Source organism: Nocardia sp. NPDC059228 (genome assembly GCF_042754245.1).
Taxonomy (GTDB): Bacteria; Actinomycetota; Actinomycetes; order Mycobacteriales; family Mycobacteriaceae; genus Nocardia.
Map to the genome: position 1 here is coordinate 161,854 of NZ_JBHZAL010000006.1, position 20,040 is coordinate 181,893.

General features: G+C 68.5%; 13 protein-coding genes. 8 read left to right on the top strand and 5 right to left on the bottom strand.

Annotated features, from left to right (window positions below):
- The first annotated feature begins 25 nt into the window (after positions 1 to 25).
- From ACFXKA_RS12950 to ACFXKA_RS12965, 4 genes are all read left to right on the top strand, one after another.
- A complete protein-coding gene (locus ACFXKA_RS12950) occupies positions 26 to 856 on the top strand; it encodes an SDR family NAD(P)-dependent oxidoreductase (protein WP_354833773.1) in 831 nt (276 codons plus the stop codon).
- 28 nt (positions 857 to 884) lie between these two features.
- A complete protein-coding gene (locus ACFXKA_RS12955; protein WP_379427334.1) occupies positions 885 to 1,799 on the top strand; it encodes an alpha/beta hydrolase in 915 nt (304 codons plus the stop codon).
- 112 nt (positions 1,800 to 1,911) lie between these two features.
- Complete coding sequence (locus ACFXKA_RS12960) at positions 1,912 to 3,708, top strand: AMP-dependent synthetase/ligase (RefSeq protein ID WP_379427335.1); 1,797 nt, start codon at positions 1,912 to 1,914, stop codon at positions 3,706 to 3,708.
- Between the two features lie 301 nt (positions 3,709 to 4,009).
- Complete coding sequence (locus ACFXKA_RS12965) at positions 4,010 to 5,476, top strand: MFS transporter (RefSeq protein ID WP_379427336.1); 1,467 nt, start codon at positions 4,010 to 4,012, stop codon at positions 5,474 to 5,476.
- 75 nt (positions 5,477 to 5,551) lie between these two features.
- On the opposite strand, the gene ACFXKA_RS12970 is transcribed toward ACFXKA_RS12965, so the two are convergent.
- Positions 5,552 to 6,451 carry an alpha/beta fold hydrolase gene (locus ACFXKA_RS12970; protein ID WP_379427337.1) on the bottom strand — a complete coding sequence of 300 codons (900 nt, stop codon included), beginning with the start codon at positions 6,449 to 6,451 and terminating at the stop codon, positions 5,552 to 5,554.
- Between the two features lie 88 nt (positions 6,452 to 6,539).
- Between ACFXKA_RS12970 and ACFXKA_RS12975 the strand changes: the two genes are divergently transcribed.
- The 3 genes from ACFXKA_RS12975 (at position 6,540) to ACFXKA_RS12985 (ending at position 9,411) form a co-directional block, all read left to right on the top strand.
- Positions 6,540 to 7,100: a CGNR zinc finger domain-containing protein gene (locus tag ACFXKA_RS12975; protein WP_379427338.1), complete on the top strand. Its 561-nt coding sequence runs from the start codon at positions 6,540 to 6,542 to the stop codon at positions 7,098 to 7,100.
- Between the two features lie 124 nt (positions 7,101 to 7,224).
- Positions 7,225 to 7,653, top strand: coding sequence for a VOC family protein (locus tag ACFXKA_RS12980; RefSeq protein ID WP_379427339.1), 429 nt, complete (start codon positions 7,225 to 7,227; stop codon positions 7,651 to 7,653).
- Between the two features lie 183 nt (positions 7,654 to 7,836).
- A complete protein-coding gene (locus ACFXKA_RS12985) occupies positions 7,837 to 9,411 on the top strand; it encodes a molybdopterin-dependent oxidoreductase (RefSeq protein ID WP_379427340.1) in 1,575 nt (524 codons plus the stop codon).
- A 99-nt stretch (positions 9,412 to 9,510) separates the two neighbouring features.
- On the opposite strand, the gene ACFXKA_RS12990 is transcribed toward ACFXKA_RS12985, so the two are convergent.
- Positions 9,511 to 11,007 carry a DHA2 family efflux MFS transporter permease subunit gene (locus ACFXKA_RS12990; protein WP_379427341.1) on the bottom strand — a complete coding sequence of 499 codons (1,497 nt, stop codon included), beginning with the start codon at positions 11,005 to 11,007 and terminating at the stop codon, positions 9,511 to 9,513.
- Between the two features lie 14 nt (positions 11,008 to 11,021).
- Positions 11,022 to 11,711 carry a PadR family transcriptional regulator gene (locus ACFXKA_RS12995; RefSeq protein WP_364607256.1) on the bottom strand — a complete coding sequence of 230 codons (690 nt, stop codon included), beginning with the start codon at positions 11,709 to 11,711 and terminating at the stop codon, positions 11,022 to 11,024.
- A 248-nt stretch (positions 11,712 to 11,959) separates the two neighbouring features.
- Between ACFXKA_RS12995 and ACFXKA_RS13000 the strand changes: the two genes are divergently transcribed.
- Positions 11,960 to 12,085: a hypothetical protein gene (locus ACFXKA_RS13000; protein ID WP_379427342.1), complete on the top strand. Its 126-nt coding sequence runs from the start codon at positions 11,960 to 11,962 to the stop codon at positions 12,083 to 12,085.
- A 177-nt stretch (positions 12,086 to 12,262) separates the two neighbouring features.
- Here the strand turns inward: ACFXKA_RS13000 and ACFXKA_RS13005 are convergent, their stop codons facing one another.
- Positions 12,263 to 16,054, bottom strand: a complete 3,792-nt coding sequence (locus ACFXKA_RS13005; protein WP_379427343.1) for a multifunctional oxoglutarate decarboxylase/oxoglutarate dehydrogenase thiamine pyrophosphate-binding subunit/dihydrolipoyllysine-residue succinyltransferase subunit — start codon at positions 16,052 to 16,054, stop codon at positions 12,263 to 12,265.
- Positions 16,055 to 16,166: 112 nt separating this feature from the next.
- On the bottom strand, positions 16,167 to 19,913 hold the full coding sequence (locus ACFXKA_RS13010; protein ID WP_379427344.1) for an ABC transporter ATP-binding protein: 3,747 nt from the start codon (positions 19,911 to 19,913) through the stop codon (positions 16,167 to 16,169).
- Between the last annotated feature and the right edge of the window lie 127 nt (positions 19,914 to 20,040).

A 20,040-nucleotide genomic window follows, 5' to 3' on the forward strand; every position in this document is an offset into this window, starting at 1 on the left:
ACCCAGACAACCGAAGGCGGTAACCGTGAGCAATGACGCTTACTTCAAGGACAAGGTCTGCGTGATCACCGGTGCGGGTTCCGGCATCGGCCGCGCCCTGGCGGAGAACCTGGCCCGGCGCGGCGCGCACCTGGCGCTGTCCGACATCGACGCCGAGGGCCTCGCCGAAACCGTGCGACGCTGCGAGAAATATGGCGTCAAGGTCAAATCCGACCGGCTCAATGTGGCCGAGCGCGAGGCCGTGCTGCTCTACGCCGATGACGTGCAGAAGTACTTCGGCAAGGTCAACCAGATCTACAACAATGCCGGTATCGCCCACCACGGCGATGTGCTCGACACCGCCTTCAAGGACATCGAGCGCATCATGGACGTCGACTTCTGGGGCGTCGTCAACGGCACCAAGGCGTTCCTGCCGTACCTCATCGAATCCGGCGACGGCCACGTGGTGAACGTGTCCAGCCTCTTCGGCCTGATCGCGGTCCCCGGCCAGAGTGCCTACAACTCGGCCAAATTCGCGGTCCGCGGCTTCACCGAGGCGCTGCGCCAGGAAATGCTCATGAGCGGTACCCCGGTCAAGGTGACCTGCGTGCACCCCGGCGGCATCCAGACCGCCGTCGCCCGCAATGCCACCGTCTCCGAGGGCCTCAACCAGAAGAACCTGGCCGCCCTCTTCGACAGCAAGCTGGCCCTGCACACCCCGGAAATGGCCGCGCAGACCATTACCGAGGCCGTCCGCAAGGGGCACGGCCGGGTGCTCATCGGCTGGGAGGCCAAGGCCCTCGACCTGTTCGTGCGCACCACCGCCTCGTACTACCAGCGCATCTCCGCCGTGGTACAGAAGCGCTTCCTGCCGTAAGCCAGAGACGAATAGAGGACGCTCGGTCATGCCCGATGTGACACTGCCGTTGCCCATCGTCCGCGGCGCGTTGAATCCGCTCTTCCGGATCGTGCTCAACCACCGGCTGCCGTTCAGTGTCCAACGGGCGCTGATGGATTGGGGCTCGGTGGCGCAGCGCGCTCCGCGGGGCACCCACGTGGAGCACGTCGAACTCGGTGGCCGCCCGGCCGAACGCGTGACGGTCGGGCCGGTCTCGGACAACGCCACCGTGCTGTACCTGCACGGCGGCGGCTACACCGTCTGCTCGCCGGCCACGCACCGGTCGCTGGCGGCCTATCTGGCGCGGGAAACCGGTTGCGCCGTCCAGGTTCTGGACTACCGGCTGGCTCCCGAGCACCCGTTCCCGGCGGCGCTCGACGATGCCGAGGCGGCCTTCCTGGACCTGGTGGCCGCCGGCTACCCGCCGGAACGCATTGCGGTGGCCGGTGATTCGGCCGGCGGCGGGCTCTCGCTGGCACTGGCGCTGCGGCTGCGCAACCGGCACCGGCTGGTGCCGGCCGCACTCGGCCTGATCGCGCCCTGGGCCGACCCGAACGAGCTACCGATCCGGAACCGCGATCTGGTCATCAACAAGCCGTGGTCGCGGGCCTGTGCCGCCGCCTATCTGGGTGCGGGCGACCGCACCGACGCCGGGTACGCGCCTCTGCTCGCCGACCTGTCCGGGCTGCCGCCCACCTATGTCCAGGCCGACGTGGACGAACTGCTGCACGCCCAGTGCACGCGGCTGGTCGCCCAGCTGCGGGCGGCCGGGGTGCCGGCCGAGTTCACCGAGACCCGCGGACTGTGGCACGTCGCCCAGTTGCAGGCGAGTCTGGTGGCCCCCGCCGCGGCCGTGACCGCCGAGCTCGGACAGTTCCTCCGGCATGCCCTTCGACCAGCGCAGAGCCGGTCAATAGGATAGGGAAAAGACATAACGCGGGACCGTCCGACAACAGGTTCGGGCGGTCCGCCGGGAGTTACCCCTGAGCGTGGCGTAGATTACCCGCCAGTAAACCCACTGTGGAAGGGCAGCGATGCGAGAGTTCGAAGTCCCGGCTACCTACACCATTCCGGAGAACGCCAACATGTCGGACGGCGCGTTCCGGCATGCGGAGAAGACCCCCAACCTGGTCGTCTTCAACACCCCGGATGGCAAGGGCGGCTGGAACGACGTCACGGCGGCGACGTTCGCGAAGACCGTGACCGAGGTGGCCAAAGGCCTGGTGGCCTCCGGCGTCGAGCTCGGTGACCGCGTCGCCATCATGGCCCAGACCAGCTACGAGTGGGTCGTGCTCGACTTCGCCATCTGGGCGGCCGGCGGCTGCACCGTCGCCATCTACGACTCCTCCTCCGCCGAGCAGGCGCGCTGGATCCTCGAGGACTCGGCCACCAAGCTCACCGTCGTCCAGAACGACAAGCACCGTGCCACCATCGCGGAAATCGAAGGCGGACTGGGCAATCTGAAGGAAGTCCTGCAGATCGACAAGGGCGCCATCGCCGACCTCGTCGCCCGCGGCGCCGACCTCGACGACGCCGTCGTGCACGAGCGCCGCGCCCAGGTGAAGGCCGCCTCCCCGGCGACCCTCATCTACACCTCCGGCACCACCGGCCGGCCCAAGGGTGTCATGCTCTCGCACGCCAACCTGTACGCCGAGTCGGCCGCCGACCGCTCCGCCATGAGCGAGTTCCTGCTGCCGGGCCGCAAGTCGCTGCTGTTCCTGCCGCTGGCCCACGTCTTCGCCCGCGCGGTCGCGCTGGCCGCCTTCGACGCCGGTGTCACCGTGGCCCACACCGCCGACTGGTCCACCCTGGTCGAGCAGTTCGGGCAGTACAAGCCGAACTTCATCCTCTCGGTGCCGCGCGTCTTCGAGAAGGTGTTCAACGGCGCCAAGCAGAAGGCGCACGACGGCGGCAAGGGCAAGATCTTCGACTACGCCACCGAGATCGCCATCCAGTACAGCCAGTCGCTGGAGAACGGCGGCCCGAACATCGTGCTCAAGCTGCAGCACATGGTGTTGGACAAGCTGGTCTTCTCCAAGCTGCGCGAGGCCATGGGCGGTCAGTGCGACTCCGCCGTCTCCGGCGGCGGCCCGCTGGGCGCGCGCCTGGGCCACTACTTCCGCGGCGCCGGCGTCACCATCTACGAGGGCTACGGCCTCACCGAGTCCACCGCCGCCGTCAGTGTGAACACCCCCAAGTTCATCAAGGTCGGTTCGGTCGGCCGCCCGCTGCCCGGCCACGGCGCCAAGGTCGCCGAGGACGGCGAGCTGCTCATCCGCGGTCCGGTCGTGTTCGGCGGCTACTGGAACAACCCCGAGGCCAGCGCCGACGCCTTCGACGCCGACGGCTGGTTCAAGACCGGCGACCTCGGCGCCATCGACGAGCAGGGCTTCGTCGCTATCACCGGCCGCAAGAAGGAAATCCTGGTCACCGCCGGCGGCAAGAACGTCTCCCCGGCCATGCTCGAGGACTCACTGCGCCAGAACGCGCTGATCAGCCAGGTCATGGTGGTCGGCGACGGTCAGCCCTTCATCGGCGCGCTCGTCACCCTCGACCCGGAGGCCCTGCCGGCGTGGAAGGCGCGCAACGGGATTCCCGCCGACACCCCGATCGAGCACGTCATCGAGAACCCGGCCCTGGTCGGCGAGATCAATGACGCGGTCGCGGCCACCAACAAGCTGGTGTCGCACGCCGAGGCGATCAAGAAGGTCCGCATCCTGTCGGTCGACTGGACCCAGGAGGGCGGCGAGCTCACTCCCAAGCTCTCGCTCAAGCGTGCCGTCGTCATGAAGCAGTACGCGGCCGACGTGGACGCGATCTACAACTCCTGATCGGCTCCGGAGACATCCGGAAAGGCAAGGGGCCCGCGGACTTCCGCGGGCCCCTTCGCGTTCCCGGGTAATGGCCCCGGGTGCACCGATGAATAACGGATCCTCGTGATGTGGAAGCCCGGTGTTTACCGGAAGCATTGATGCCATGAGCGACAACGGGATCGGCCACACCGCCTCGTGATCCCGGCTCGCGGGTCCGGCGTCCTCCTGCCGGTCCCGGGCGCGCTTCGGCATATCCTCAAAACTAGTTGCTTAGAAACTAGTGTTGTGGATACTATTGCTCCATCGGAAGGAGCCCGCAATGTCCACCGCCACCGCCCTCACACCGCCCGTCGCGGCCGTATCCACACCAGTCGCCGCGCCCGCCCGCCGGTGGCTGGGGCTGTCCGCGATCATCGGCGCGACGCTGATGAACATGCTCGACACCAATGTCGTGAACGTCGCGCTGCCGATGATCCGGCGCGATCTGGGCGGCAGCTACGCCACGATGCAGTGGATCGCCGCGGCCTACACGCTGGTGCTGGCGGTCGGGCTGCTGACCGGTGGACGGCTCGGCGACCTGTTCGGGCGCCGGCGGATGTTCCTCGGCGGCACAGTCGGATTCGTGCTCGCCTCGGTGGCCTGCTCGCTGGCCGCGTCGCCGGAGGCGCTGATCGGTGGGCGGGTCGCGCAGGCCGCGGCGGCCGCGGTGATGGTGCCGCAGTGCCTGGGGATGATCCGGGATCTGTTCCCGGACACCGCGGATCAGCCCCGGGCGTGGGCGGTCTTCGGCGCCACCCTCGGCATCGCGAGCATTCTCGGGCCGATCGTCGCCGGGCTGCTCATCACGGTGGATCTGCTCGGCACCGGCTGGCGGTCGATCTTCTGGATCAATGTGCCGCTCGGGCTCTTCGCTCTGATCGGGGGTATCGCGGCGCTGCCCCGGCGCGGCGGGGACCGCACCGGTGGGCTCGATCTGCTCGGTGTCGTCCTGGCCGGTGCGGGTGTCGGGCTGCTGATCTATCCGCTCATGCAGGGGCGAGAGCACGGCTGGCCGGCCTGGAGCCTGATCATGCCGGTGATCGGTATCGCGGTGCTCGGGATCTTCGTTGCGCAGCAGCGGCTCCGGACCGCCGCCGGCCGGACCCCGCTGGTGCGGCTGAGCGTGTTCGGGCGCCGGTCCTACAGTGCCGGAGTGCTTTTCGAGACGGTGTTCTTCATCGGCATCATCGGCTTCTCGCTCGGCCTCGGTCTGATGCTGCAGCTCGGGTTCGGCTACAGCCCGATCGGCGCGAGCATCGCCATGGCGGCCTGGGCCCTCGGCTCCTTCTTCGGTTCCGCTCTCGGAGCGGAGGCGCCGAAGCTGGGCCGCAAGGTGCTGCACCTGGGCGTCGGCATCATGACCGCCGGACTGTCCGTCCTCTACGCGGTGCTGCACCTGGCCGGCACCGGCCTGAACGCCTGGGAGCTGGCGGGTCCGCTGCTGGTCGTCGGATTCGGTATGGGCATGGTGTTCGTCCCGATGTTCAGCATCATCATCGGCGAGATCGAGGACGACGAGGTCGGCTCGGCCTCGGGCCTGCTGGAATCGGTACAGCAGCTGGCCGGCGCGCTCGGCGTCGCGGTGCTGGGCACCGTGTTCTTCAACCGTTTCACCCACCTCGGCGGCACCCCGCGCGGCAATGCTCTGATCGGCATGGAGCACGTCACGCTCGTCGGCATCGGGCTCGGCGTCACGGCCTTCTGCCTGGCCTTCCTGCTCCCGCACGCGCCCCGCGAGGCCCACTGATCCACGCCGCCAACATCATTCGACAGGCCCCGCCCGCGCGGGGCCTGTCGTCGTGGCGGGGCGAGATTCCTCGCCTCACCGTGCGGGTGTGGGTAGGCGGTCGAGGAAATCGGCGATGAGTCCGGCGATTTCGGAGACATGGGTTTCCAGGGCGAAGTGCCCCGTATCGAACAGGTGGAGTTCGGCATCGGGGAGGTCGGCCAGGTAGGCGTGCGCGCCCGGGGCGGGGAAGAAGGGGTCGTTCGCGCCCCACGTGATGAGGGTGGGGGGCGTGTAGGTGCGGAGCCAGGACTGCCATTCGGGGTAGCTGGCCACGTTCGACTTGTAGTCGAAGGCCAGGGTCACCTGGGCTTCCTTGCGGCCGGGAAGATCGAGATAGTGCTGGTCCAGGGTCCAGGCATCGGGGTCGAGCAGGGCCGGGTCGGGGACGCCGGTTTCGTATTGGCCGCGGGTGCCCTCGAGGGTGAGCAGGCCACGGATGACCTCCTCGTCGCCCGCATGGTCGGGACGCAGGGCCACGAAACCCTTGGCGGCCTCGGACAAACCGGCTTCGTAGGCATTGCCGTTCTGGACGACGAGACCGGTGATCCACTCCGGATGCCGGGTGGCCAGGCGCAGGCCGATGGGCGCCCCGAAGTCGAAGATGTACATGGCGAAGCTGGTCAGGCCCAGCCGCTGGACGAAACCCTCGGTGATGTCGGCCAGGTGGTCGAAGCTGTAGTCGAAATCCGCGGGGGCGACGGTGTTTCCGAAACCGGGATAGTCGGGAGCGATGAGGCGGTAGCGGTCGCCCAGGGCGTCGATGAGGCGACGGAACTGGTGGGACGCGGTGGGAAAACCGTGCAGTAGCAACAGGACCGGGGCGTCCGCGCGGGCGGGCGCCGATTCCCGGTAGAAGACCTCGACGCCATCGACCTCGAGGCGGCCGTGCCGGACGGTGGAGAGCGGGTGCAGGACCTGGGTGGGTGCGTTCACGGCTTCACATGCTTTCTCTCGGCGATGTTGCATTAGTTCTACGCCGATTCCGGCTAATGTGTCAACGGCTCGAGGTAGCATTAGCGACGTGGCTGATCTCGAACCGTTGATCGGTGAACCTCTCGCACTGGACCTGGTGAACACCCGGCCCACCGGTGCCGACCTGCTGGAAACCCCCGAGCAGCTGGCGGATTGGCTGCGCCTGGAGGCCGATCGCCTACCCGAGCCGCCGCCGCAGCGCCTCACCGGGGCCGACCTGGCCGCCGTCCACGCGGTGCGCGACCACACCGCCGCAGCGCTGGACGCGATGCTGCACGGCCGCCGCCCGCCGTCCTCCGCACTGCGCGGCCTCGCCGAGGCGCAATCGGCCGCGCCCGCCATTCGCCGCCTGGACTGGAACGGCGATGCCGTCACCGAAACCGTCGCGCGCCTAGGCGATCCGGGCGCCCGGCTGGCCGCGCACCTGGCCGATGCCGCCGCGACCCTGCTCACCGATCCGGCCATCGATCGCCTGCGGCAGTGCGGTGCGGAGGACTGCGTCATGCTCTTCCTGCCCGCGCATCCGCGCCGCCAGTGGTGCTCGCCCGAGCGGTGCGGCAACCGCGTCCGGGTCGCCCGCTACTACCAGCGCCACCGGGCCGCCGACTGATCCACCGAATTCCCCGCCGGTTCACCCGAATTTCCCGGGTGAGGGCCGATGATTTCCGCGAGGCCCCCGAGTCCTACCTTCCGGGTGCCGCCGCACCTGCCCGAAAACGATCGAGGAGGAACCCATGCCCGCGCTGAACCCGTACCTGCTCTTCAATGGCAATGCCGAAGAGGCAATCACCTTTTACCAGTCCGTCTTCGGCGGCGAGGCGACCATCGTCCGTTTCCGCGACATGGGTGAGACCCCGCCGGAGATGCCCGAGGACGTGCTGAACCGGGTCGCCAATGCCCAGCTGCCGCTGAGCGAGACCAATATCCTCATGGTCTCCGACTGCCCGCCCGGCAGCGAGATCGACAACTCCAAGCCGGGTTTCACCGTGCAGGTCGAGGTCGAGTCGGCCGCCGAGGCCGAGCGGCTGTTCAACGAGCTCGCGCCGGGCGGATCCGTGTCCATGCCGCTGGGCCGGGTGGAGTGGGCCGAGGCGTTCGCCATGGTCACCGACAAGTTCTCGGTGCCGTGGATGATCAACTACACCGGCAGCGCGCAGATGTGATTCACTCCGGCCCGCCGGGCCGGCGCTCAGCGTGACCGGCCCGCACCACGCCGTCGCGGTGGCGGGTGGCAGTCTGCTGGTCATGGCCGTGATCGCCGCCGTGGCGCTGCGGACCACGGGCGTCACGCTTCCGTAATCCTTCGAGCCGTTCCACGAGCCGACCCGCGCAGTAGGGTCGGTTTCGTGGCGGATCGCGGATTACGGACGGCCGGCGGAATTGTTGCCGGCGGCGTCACCCTGGGTGTGGCGGAGCTGGTGTCCGTGCTGGTCAGCCCCGACAGCACGCCCCTGCAGGCGGTCGGAGCGTGGATCGTCGACCACACGCCGGACGGGTTCCGGGAGTGGATCATCGGCCTGGTCGGCACCAATGACAAAGTGTTGCTGTTCGTATGCATGGGTGTGGTCGCGGTGGTGCTGGCCGCGGTCGCCGGGATCGTGGAGCGGGAGCGGCGGCCGCTCGGGTCGATCCTGTTCGCGATCTTCGGGCTGCTGTCCACCATCGCCGCGCTCGGTCGCCCCAATGCGACCTGGACCTGGGCCTTACCTTCGATTCTCGGCATGGTCGCCGGAATCCTGGTGCTGCGCAGCCTGATCGGCCGGATCACCCGGTTCGGCGAATTCGCCGCGACCGCCGCGGACGCGGAAACGGCCGAGCCGCAGCGCCTTTCGCCCGCCGAGCTGGCGGTGGAGCGGCGGCTGGTGGTGCGCGGGATCGTGATCGCGGGCGTGGCCGCGGCGGCCGGCGGTATCGCGGGACGGATCATCGGGCTGCGGTCGCGGGATGTGTCGGCCGAGCGCGCGGACGTGCAGCTGCCGACGCCCACCGGCGCGGAGCCGTCCATCGAGCCCGGCGCGGATCTGCGGATTCCGGGCCTGACGCCGTATCTCACCTCGAACGCCGACTTCTATCGCATCGACACCGCACTCACCGTGCCGCAGGTCAGCAAGGACGACTGGTCACTGCGCATCCACGGCATGGTCGATCGCGAGATCCGTTTGAGCTATGCCGATCTCGCCGCCAAGACCCCCATCGAACGGCTTGTCACGCTGGCCTGCGTGTCCAATCCGGTCGGCGGCGATCTGATCGGCAATGCCCGCTGGCTCGGCTATCGGCTCGACGAGCTGATCACCGCCGCCGGACCGCACCCCGACGCCGACATGGTGCTGTCGCACAGCATCGACGGCTTCACCGCGGGCAGCCCGCTCGCCGTGCTGATGGACGGCCGCGACGCCATGCTGGCCGTCGGCATGAACGGCGAACCGCTGCCCACCGCGCACGGCTATCCCGCGCGGCTGGTGGTGCCCGGGCTGTACGGCTACGTGTCGGCCACCAAATGGGTGACCGAGCTGGAGATCACCAGATTCGATCGCGCCGAGGCGTTCTGGACCAAGCGCGGCTGGTCGGCCAAGGGCCCGATCAAGACCGAATGCCGTATCGACACCCCCCGCGGCCGCGGCACCATCGCCCCGGGCAAGGTCACCATCGCGGGTGTGGCATGGGCGCAGCATCGCGGCATTCGCGGCGTGGAAGTCCGCATCGATCAAGGGGATTGGCGGCCCGCCCGGCTGGCGGTGGCGCCGTCCATCGACACCTGGGTGCAGTGGGCCTACGACTGGGACGCCACCGGCAGCACCGGCGTGCACACGGTCTGGGCGCGGGCGACCGACGGCACCGGGGAGACCCAGACCGACCGGGAACAGGACGTCGTGCCCGACGGCGCGACCGGATATCCCTCGCTCACCGTGCGAATCGGCTGAGGGCACAGCGGACTCCAGCGAGCCTGCCGCTCCGACCGCACGGACAGCGCTGCCCGCCGGGAAAGCCCCGGCGGGCAGCGCTTTTCGAATATCAGCGGATCAGTGCACCCCGATATCGGCCTTCGCCATATCGTCGCGCTGATCGCCCTCCGCCTTGCCGTGCCCGATGAACAGCGCCGAGGCGGCGACGCCGATCAACAGGATCAGGGCGGGCAGATAGATGGACTGGCTCAGCGCGGTGCTGAGCTTCTCCAGGATGGGACCTCGGACCTCGGCCGGCAGGCTGCTCAGGCTCTTGCCGCCGCCGCCCTCGCCGATCGGGCCGCTGGGCAGGCCCTGCGCCGAGATGCGAGCCGAGAGCAGTGCGCTGATCGTGGCCGAACCGAGTACCGAACCGATCTGACGGGTGGTGTTGTAGACCCCCGCGCCCGCACCGGCCTGCTGCACCGGCAGGTTGTGGGTGGCGGTGGTGGCCAGCGGCGCCCAGATGCAGGCATTGGCGATACCGGAGATGCCGCCGACGATCATGAACAGCGGGATCGAGCCGTCCGGCTTCATCAGGACGCCGAACCCGAACAGGGTCGCCGCGAAGAGCGCGAAACCGATGGTCGGAATGACGCGCGGCGCGACCTTGTCCGAGATCTTGCCGATGATCGGCGCGAACACACCGGTCAGAATCGCCATGGGCGCGAACACCAGTGCCGAGCGCGTCGGCGTCATGTCGTGTACCTGCTGCAGATAGAAGTAGGCGGGCACGAACACGCTGGTCACCGCCGCGCCCATGGCCGCGATGGCCAGGTTGGACAGCGCGAAGTTGCGGTCCTTGAACAGGCTCAGCGGCACCAGCGGCTCACCGGTATTGCGAGCCTGGTTGACGATGAACAGCGCCAGCACCGCCACGCCGGCGATGATCATGGCCCAGATCCAGGCGTCCCAGTGGTGGCTGTTGCCCTCCTGGATGCCGAACACCAGCAGGAACATGCCGACGCCCGAGAGCACCACACCGACCAGGTCGAACTTGTGCTCGTTGGTGGGCAGCGACGGCACCAGCCAGAAGGCCAGGGCGAAGGCGATGATGCCGATCGGCACGTTCACGTAGAAGATCCACTGCCAGCCCTGCCAGTCCACCAGCACGCCGCCCAGGATCGGGCCGACCAGGGTGGCCAGACCGGCCACGCCGCCCCACAGGCCCATGGCCGCGCCGCGCTTGTCCGGCGGGAAGGTGCGGGTGATGACCGCCATGGTCTGCGGCGTCATGAGCGCCGCGCCCAGGCCCTGCACGGCGCGGGCCGCGATCAGCATGTTGATGCTCGTCGACTCGGCACACCACAGCGAGGCCAGGGTGAACACGGCCAGGCCGCCGAGATAGATGTTCTTGGGGCCGAAGCGATCTCCGAGCCGGCCGGTGACCAGCAGCGGCACCGCGTAGGCCAGCAGATAGGCGGAGGTGACCCAGATGACCTGGGAGACATCGGCCTGCAGGTCCTTCATGATCGCCGGATTGGCCACCGCGACGATGGTCATGTCCAACAGGATCATGAAGAACCCGACGACCAGCGCGTACAGCGCCAGCCACGGATTGCGTTGAGTGGACATGGAATTCGGGTTTCCTATCTCGGGTGGTGGGTACGGACGGCGGCCAGGTCCTCGGCGGTGAGGCCCGCGCCCCAGTCATGGCCCTTGTTTTCCTCGGGGATGGCGCAGCGTTCGCCTTCGGCATCGAAGGGCTCCCACTCCAGTGCGCCGCTGTCCAAGTCGTCGATGAAGCCGCGCAGCCAGCGGGCCTCGGTCACGGACAGGTCGTGGACATAGTCGATGGCCACCCAGTACCGCCGGGGGACCTGGCGGTTGCTCGCCCACTCGCGCAGCGCCTCGAGTTCGGTGATCCGGCTCTCGATCCAGGCGATCCGTTCGCGTAGCACGGCGGCGACTTCGCCCGCGGGCAAATTGTGTGCCTCGGCCAGCGCGACCGGAAAGATCGGATACTCCTTCACCGGCTGCCGCAGTAATTCCGAGATGCGGGCCCGCAGTGCCGCGCGGCCGGCCGTGCGGATCCGGTAGGTGGTGCGTTCGGGCCGGTTGCCGGCGCGATCGGTGCCCTCGGCCAGGACCAGTTCCTGCTCGGCCAGCCGGGCCACGGTGTGGTAGAGCGAGCCGGGCTTGATCTTCACCAGCTCGTCCTCATGGCGGCTGATCAGGAGCTGATACATCTCGTACGGGTGCATGGGCCGTTCTTCGAGCAGCGCGAGCACCGCGATCGCCAAGGGCGTCAACGCTGGTATCGCCTGCCGTTTCGTCACCGGTCCTCCGTTCTCGTGACCGACGCTAGCGTCGGTCACCGACATCCTCCGTATCAAATATTCCACGTGGAATATACGACGCGGAACATGCTGAGAGCAACCCCGCCCCCCACCCCGCCCCTCTCTGTGATGACCATCACGACTTCGGTGAAATGCCTTGTCGCAGACCATTTCCCGACAGGCCGCAAGCAATTCCGGCCGGTAGCATCAACTTTCGTTACGGAAGTAGCAGAAAGAGGTACACGCAAATGTCCGATCAGGAATCGACCCAGGACACCGCCGCCACCGAGGGCATCGCCGCCATGATGGCGGTCTGGGACCTCGAGGGCGCCAACGATTCCGCCAAGGGCGACGCGGACGCGCAGGACAAGTAAGCGCTCTGGCAACGGAAAAGCAGGGAGCCCCGGCGCTGACAGCGCCGGGGCTCCTGTTTATTCATACGTAACAACTGATTTCGGGAGGCGAGGGTAACTCCCCGGCCACACCCGACATCGGTTCGGCACGTGACCGCCGGCACGCATGCACGGCGGTCAACGGCTCCTGGCCGGGGGCTACAGTCCCGGGGAGGCGGTAAAAGCCTCGTCGATGATCTCCTGCTGCTCCACCGCGTGCACCTTGGACGAACCCGAGGACGGGGCCGACATGGCGCGGCGCGAGATGCGGCGCAGCTTGCCGAAGCGGGCGGGCAGGATCTCCGGCAGGTTCAGGCCGAAGAACGGCCACGCGCCCTGGTTGGCCGGCTCCTCCTGGACCCACGCCAGATCGACGGCGTTGGGGTACTGCTCCAGCGCCTCGTTCAGGCGGAACTTCGGAATCGGGTACAGCTGCTCGACGCGCACGATGGCCACGTCGTCGCGGTTGTGCTTCTTCTTCTCGGCCACCAGCTCGTAGTAGATCTTGCCGGAGGTGAGCAGCACGCGCTTGACCTTGGCGCGGTCGCCGTCGCCCGACTCGTAGGTGGGCTCCTCGAGCACGGTGCGGAACTTGTTGTCCGTGAAGTCCTCGACCTCGGAGATCACGGCCTTGTTGCGCAGCATGGACTTCGGGGTGAAGACCACCAGCGGGCGGCGGATGCCGTCCAGGGCGTGGCGGCGCAGCAGGTGGAAGTAGTTCGACGGGGTGGACGGGACCGCCACCGTCATCGAACCCTCGGCACACAGCTGCAGGAAGCGCTCGATACGACCCGAGGTGTGGTCCGGGCCCTGGCCCTCGTGACCGTGCGGCAGCAGCAGCACGACCTCGGAGAGCTGACCCCACTTGGCCTCACCGGAGGAGATGAACTCGTCGATGATGGACTGCGCGCCGTTGACGAAGTCACCGAACTGCGCCTCCCACAGGACGAGTGCGTCCGGGTTGCCCAGCGAGTAGCCGTACTCGAAACCGACAGCGGCGTACTCGGACAGCGCCGAGTCGTGCACCGCGAACCAGCCCGGGTTCTTCGACCCGATGTTGTGCAGCGGGGTGTACTCGTCACCGCTCTTGCGGTCGATGATCACCGAGTGCCGCTGCGAGAAGGTGCCGCGGCGGGAGTCCTGACCGGTCAGGCGGACGGCCTTGCCCTCGTCGATGAGCGTGCCGAAGGCCAGCAGCTCGGCCATGGCCCAGTCGACCTTGCCCTCGTAGGCCATCTCGCGGCGCTTCTCCAGCACCGGCTTGACGCGCGGGTGCACGCTGAAGCCCTCGGGCACGTTCACGAAAGCGTCGCCGATGCGCTGCAGCACCGTCTTGTCCACGGAGGTCACCAGGTTCGGCGGCAGCTGCTGCTCGTCCTCGACCGACTCCGACGGCTCCGGCGGGAACTTCTCCAGCTCACGCACCTCGTTGAAGATCCGCTCCAGCTGACCCTGGTAGTCACGCAGGGCGTCTTCGGCTTCCTTCATGGAGATGTCGCCACGGCCGATCAGGCTCTCGGTGTACGCCTTGCGGACCGAGCGCTTGGTGTCGATCACGTCGTACATGCCCGGCTGGGTCATCGACGGGTCGTCGCCCTCGTTGTGGCCGCGACGGCGGTAGCAGATCATGTCGATGACCACGTCGCGGTTGAACTTCTGCCGGTAGTCGACGGCCAGCTTGGCCACCCACACACAGGCTTCCGGGTCGTCGCCGTTCACGTGGAAGATCGGGGCGCCGATGAACTTCGCGATGTCGGTGGAGTATTCGGTGGAGCGCGAGTACTCCGGCGCGGTGGTGAAGCCGATCTGGTTGTTCACCACGATGTGCACGGTGCCGCCGGTGCGGTAGCCGCGCAGACCCGACAGGTTCAGGGTCTCGGCCACCACGCCCTGGCCGGCGAAGGCCGCGTCACCGTGCAGCATGAGCGGCACGACCGAGAACGACCGCGCCTCTTCACCCTTGGTGACGATGTCTTCCTTGGTGAGCAGGTCCTGCTTGGCGCGGACCAGGCCCTCGAGCACCGGGTCGACGGCCTCGAGGTGCGAGGGGTTGGCGGTCAGCGAGACCTCGATCTCGTTGTCGCCGAACATCTGCAGGTAGGTGCCGCGCGCGCCGAGGTGGTACTTCACGTCGCCGGAGCCATGGGTGGCGGCCGGGTTCATGTTGCCCTCGAACTCGGTGAAGATCTTCGAGTAGGGCTTGCCGACGATATTGGCCAGCACGTTCAGGCGGCCGCGGTGCGGCATACCGATGATGACCTCGTCGAGGGCGTACTCGGCGCACTGGTCGATGACGGCGTCCATCATCGGGATGACCGACTCGGCGCCTTCCAGCGAGAAGCGCTTCTGGCCCACGTACTTGGTCTGCAGGAAGGTCTCGAACGCCTCGGCCGCATTGAGCCGGGACATGATGTACTTCTGCTCGGCCACAGTGGGTTTCGCGTGCTTCTGCTCCACGCGTTCCTGAATCCACTTGAGCTGCTCGGGATCCAGGATGTGGGTGTACTCCACACCCACGTGGCGGGCGTAGGCGTCGCGCAGGATGGACAGCACGTCGCGCAGCTTCATGCGCTCCTGGCCGTGGAAGCCCGCGACATTGAATTCGCGGTCCAGGTCCCACAGGGTCAGCCCGTGCTGGGTGACATCCAGGTCGGGGTGCGAGCGGAACTTGTCCTTCACCAGCCGCAGCGGGTCGGTGTCGGCCATCAGGTGGCCGCGGCTGCGGTAGGCGTTGATCATCTCCTGCACGCGGGTCGACTTGTCGATGCCGCGTTCCTGAATGTCCTTGCGCCAGCGCACCGGCTCGTAGGGGACACCCATGCCGTGGAAGATCTCGTCGTAGAACTCGTCGGAGATCAGCAGGTTGTGGACCGTCCGCAGGAAGTCGCCGGACTCCGCGCCCTGGATGATGCGGTGGTCGTAGGTGGAGGTCAGGGTCATCAGCTTGCCGATGCCCATCTCCGCGAGCTGCTGGTCGCTCATGCCCTGGAACTCGGCCGGGTACTCCATGGCGCCCGCGCCGATGATCGCGCCCTGGCCCAGCATGAGGCGCGGCACCGAGTGGTTGGTGCCGATGGTGCCGGGGTTGGTCAGCGAGATGGTGACACCAGTGAAGTCGTCGTTGGTCAGCTTGCCGTCACGGGCGCGGCGCACGACGTCCTCGTACGCGCTGTGGAACTGCGCGAAGGTCATGCCCTCGGCGTTCTTGATGGCCGCGACCGCCAGCGCACGGCTGCCGTCCTTGCCCGGAAGGTCGATGGCCAGACCGAGATTGGTGTGCGCGGGGGTGACCGCGTTCGGCTTCCCGTCGACCTCGGCGAAGTGCCGGTTCATGTTCGGGAAGGCCTTGATGGCCTGCACGATGGCGTAACCCAGCAGGTGGGTGAAGGAGATCTTGCCACCGCGGGTACGGGCCAGGTGGTTGTTGATGACCAGGCGGTTGTCGATCATCAGCTTGGCCGGGATGGCACGCACCGAGGTCGCGGTGGGGACGGCCAGCGACGCCGACATGTTCTTGACGACGGCCGCGGCGGGACCGCGTAGCACCTTGGTCTCGTCCTCGGCGGTGGGCTTGGGGCCGCCCGAGGTCGGGGCCGCGTTGGAGCTGGGGGCGGGGGTGGTCTGGGGGGTGCGCACCTGGGCGGGGGCCGGAGCCGGGGCGGGGGCGGCCGGGGCGGGGGTGGCGACGGGGGTGGAATTCACGGCGGGGGCGCTCTGGGCGGGTCCGGGGGCAGTAGGCACTGCGGCGGGTGCCGGAGCGACGGCGGCGGCCGCCTGGCTGTTGTTACCAATCTCGGCAGTGTTCTCCGGCGTGTAGTCCGCCAGGAACTCGTGCCAGCTCTCATCGACGGACGAGGGGTCTTGCTTGTACTTCTGGTACATCTCGTCGACAAGCCACTGGTTCTGTCCGAACTGGTCTGTTGAGCTGCTCACAGCAGGTGTTCGCCTCATTTCGTTCTTCGCGCTGCGACGTTTGTGACGTGCCCGGCACGGGTAATCGGCGGATGCGCGCCGATGCGCCCCCACTGAGGATATGCCCACCCCTGTTCGCCGTCGGGCATGGCTACCACCGAGCGGACACATTCTCTGATGACGACTCGTCTTCGCCCGAGAATATTCCTTCCGTCGCCTGCGCCGCAGCCCACAAGCGCGAGTACGCGCCCTGTGCCGCGAGGAGTTCGTCGTGGCCGCCGATTTCGCTGATCCGGCCGTGCTGCACGACGGCGATCCGGTCGGCCTGGGCGGCGGTCGCCAGCCGGTGCGCGACGATGACCGAGGTGCGGCCGCGCGTCACCGATTCGTTCGCGACCAGCACCGATGCCTCGGCGGCCGGATCCAGTACGGCCGTGGCCTCGTCGAGCAGCAGCAGATCGGGGCGGACCAGTTCGGCGCGGGCCAGGGCGATGAGCTGCCGCTGACCGGCGGAGAGCCCTCGTCCGCGTTCGCCGACCGGCTGCCGCATGCCCTGAGGCAGGGCGGTGATGGTGTCCAGCGCCCCGACTGCCGCGGCGGCCGCCTCGATTTCCCCGGGACTCGCAAAAGGTTTGCCAAATGCAATGTTGCTGGCGATGTCGCCGGTGAACAGGTGAGCTTCCTGAGGGACCACGCCGAGCCGCGAGCGGAACTCGGCGAGCCGATAGTCGCGAATATCCACGCCGTCCACGCGAATTGCCCCGGTGCCGTCCGGATCATGGCCGATGTCATGCATATCCGCTATGGAGAAGGGCGTAACACTGCCGGAAAGTTCGTGATTCCCGTCACCCGATGTCCGGGCTGTGTGGTCACCCGGTGTCCGGGGCATGTCATAGAGCCGGGCGAGCAGCTTCACGATGGTCGACTTGCCCGCGCCGGTCTCGCCGACCAGCGCCAGGCTGCCGCCCGCCGGGATGGTCAGGCTGACGCCCTCGAGCGCGGGCCGCACCGCGCCCGGGTACTGGAAGCGGACATTGTCGAAGACGACCTCCCCGCGCAGCCGCCCGTCGATGGGCGCCGCGTCCGCGGGATCCGGCGCGATGGAGGACCGGGTCCGCAGCAGTTCCCCGATGCGCCGCAACCCGACTCGTGCCTGCTGATACCCGTCGAACAGCTGCGAGAGCTGCATGATCGGCCCGAACAGCAGCTGCAGGTAGAGCACGAACGCCACCAGCGTGCCCGGCGTGGTGGACCTGTGCGCGACCGCCCACGCCCCGGTGAAGACCACCGACGCCAGCGCCAGATCCGCCCACATGCCGACGAAGGCGAAGAAGGTGGCGATGGCCCGCTGGGCCCGCATGCGGCTGACCCGGAAATTGTCGGAGTACCCCGCGAACCGGCGCGCGGAGATGGCCTCGTGCCGATTGGCCTGCACCACCCGCAGACCCGCAACATTCTCGGCGAAGTCGGCGTTCACGGTGGCCGAATGTTCGCGCGCCGCACTGTAGGCGGAATCGGAGACCTTGCGGAACCACCAGATGGCCAGGAGCAGCGGCGGCAGCGTCACGAACACGACCAGCGCCAGCTGGAAGTCGATCACCAGCAGTGCCACCGCGATGCCGGCCACCGTCAGCAGCGCGACGAGCGCGTCCGGCAGTCCGGTCTGCATGAAGGTGGACAGGGCGTCGATGTCGGTCGTCATCCGGGTCATGATGCGGCCGGACAGTTCTCGCTCGTAGAAGTCGAGCCCGAGCCGCTGCAGGTGGGCATAGCTGCGGACCCGCAGCCCGAAGAGCACGCGCTCCCCGGCCCGGTTGCTCCACAGCAGTGAGGTCGAGGCGACCAGCCAGCCGAGCCCGACCAGCACGGCTCCGATCACGGTGGCCTGCACCAGCGCCCAGCCGTCGTGCTTGCCGACGCCCGAGTCCACCGCGTACCTCACCACGGATGGGAAGCCCACGCCCACCACCGCGTTCAGCGCGAGCAGCACCATGGTGCCGGCGACCAGCCACTTCACCAGCCGCAGCGCATGACTCAGCCGGAAGCCCGGGTCGGGCCGGCGCAGCTCGGCCGCGTCCAGCCCCGGCCGCTCGGTGGCCGGGGGCAGCTTCCCCAGCACCCGCCGCACCTCCGCCGGGGTGTCCCGATCGACCGAGTGCCGGCCTCCGGCAGCCGTTTCCGCGATCACGTCCCGTGCGTCCGCAATCACCGATACCCGCTCGTCGCCGGATTCCGGTGCGGGCAGCCGGATCACGCGGTCGGCGTGGGCGAGGGTGGATTCGCGGTGGGCCAGGATGAGGGTGGTGCGTGCGGAATCGGCGGGGAGGGAGGCGAAGATGGCGGCCTCGGTGACGGCGTCCACCGCGGAGGTGGCGTCGTCGAGGACCAGGATGCGCGGGTCGGCGAGCAGGGCGCGGGCCAGCGCGATGCGCTGGCGCTGACCGCCGGAGAGGGTCAGGCCGCGTTCGCCGACCACGGTCGCGTAGCCGTCGGGCAGGGCGTTGATGAAGTCGTCGGCCGCGGCCTGTTTGGCGGCGGCCTGGATCTCCGCCTCGGTGGATTCGGGCCGGCCCAGGGCGATATTGGCGGCGATGGTGTCCGAGAGCAGGAAGGCCTCGTCGAAGACCACGCCGACAGCCGAGCGCAGGTCGGCGGCGCGCAGGTCGGCGATGTCGGCGCGGGAGTCCTTGCCGTACAGGGTGATCCGGCCGGAGCCGGGGGAGTAGAAGCGGGGCAGCAGCAGGCTCAGGGTGGATTTGCCCGAGCCCGCCGGGCCGATGACGGCCACCGTCTCGCCGGGTGCGATGTTCAGTGTGAAGTCGCGCAGCACGGGCCGGCCGGGCTCGAAACCGAAGGTGAGATCGTCGATTTCGATGCCGAGCGGTCCCTCGGGCACCTGTACCGGGTGTTCCGGATCGATGCGTTCGGGCGCGCTGTCGATGACCTGGTTCACGCGTTCGGCCGCCGCGCGCGTCAGCTGCGCCATGACCACCACGTACGACACGATCCGGGTGGAGTTGGTCATCGTCGACACGTAGGCGACGAAGGCCAGGAAGGTGCCGAGCCCGATGCTGCCGTGGAAGGCGAGCAGCCCGCCCGCCGCGATCACCGCGACCAGACCGGCCTGCGGAATCGAGCCCAGGGTGGGGCTGAAGCGGGCATCGATATGGGCGGCGCGCATGCGCTCCGAGTACAGCGTGCGGCCGTGCTGCTCGAGCACGTCGACCATGCGGGCCTCCTGCCCGAAGCCCTTCACCACGCGCACGCCGGTGACGGTCTCCTCGACATGCTGGGCCAGGTCGGCGGCGCGCTGCTGCGCGGACCAGGTGGCCGCGTACAACCGCGGCCGCACCCGGTAGACCACCAGCGCCAGCACCGGCACCACCAGCAGCGCGGCCAGGGCCAGTGGCGGCGAGAGCCAGAGCATGACGCCCGCGGCCAGCACGAATTGCAGTGCCGCCACCGCGGACCAGGGGCCCATGGCCAGCAGGCCCTGCACCAGGGTCAGGTCGCTGATCGAGCGCGAGATGACCTGCCCGGTGCGCAGCCCGTCCTGTCCGGGCCCGTCCAGCCGTTGCAGCGCGGACAGCAGATCCACGCGCAGTTCGTGCTGGACGTCGAGGGCGAGCCGCCCGGCTAGCATGCGCCGCCCGAAGGAGGCGAGGAAGCGGCCGACCGCGAGCACGCCCAGCGCCACGGCCATGGCCGCGATGATGCCGGTGTTCCCGGCGGTCGCGCCGTCGAGGGCGCGCTTGGCCAGCAGCGGGCCGGTCACCTCCACGATCGCGCCGAGCACGATGGCCAGCCCCAGCCCGGACAGCATCCACGGGTGCCCGGCGCACCGTTCCCACAACCTGCGCAGCCAGCCGCGCACCCTGTCCACATCCTTCGAAGTCATCCCGGAGAACAACCGTCTCCCCACCCCCACTTTGTTCCCGTCGTCGTGCCGCCCAGTCCAGTGTGCCGGGACGGTGGCTTGTGCGGCGCGGCACGCCGTGGTCGGCTGGATGGTCACGGTCCTTCGA

What these genes read in the sequence shown, in the direction of transcription:
- ACFXKA_RS12955 (WP_379427334.1), top strand. Translation starts at nt 885, where the DNA reads ATGCCCGATGTGACACTGCCGTTGCCCATCGTCCGCGGCGCGTTGAAT.
- ACFXKA_RS12960 (WP_379427335.1), top strand. Translation starts at nt 1,912, where the DNA reads ATGCGAGAGTTCGAAGTCCCGGCTACCTACACCATTCCGGAGAACGCC.
- ACFXKA_RS12965 (WP_379427336.1), top strand. Translation starts at nt 4,010, where the DNA reads ATGTCCACCGCCACCGCCCTCACACCGCCCGTCGCGGCCGTATCCACA.
- ACFXKA_RS12980 (WP_379427339.1), top strand. Translation starts at nt 7,225, where the DNA reads ATGCCCGCGCTGAACCCGTACCTGCTCTTCAATGGCAATGCCGAAGAG.
- ACFXKA_RS12990 (WP_379427341.1), bottom strand. Translation starts at nt 11,007, where the DNA reads ATGTCCACTCAACGCAATCCGTGGCTGGCGCTGTACGCGCTGGTCGTC.
- ACFXKA_RS13000 (WP_379427342.1), top strand. Translation starts at nt 11,960, where the DNA reads ATGTCCGATCAGGAATCGACCCAGGACACCGCCGCCACCGAGGGCATC.
- ACFXKA_RS13005 (WP_379427343.1), bottom strand. Translation starts at nt 16,054, where the DNA reads ATGAGGCGAACACCTGCTGTGAGCAGCTCAACAGACCAGTTCGGACAG.
- ACFXKA_RS13010 (WP_379427344.1), bottom strand. Translation starts at nt 19,913, where the DNA reads ATGACTTCGAAGGATGTGGACAGGGTGCGCGGCTGGCTGCGCAGGTTG.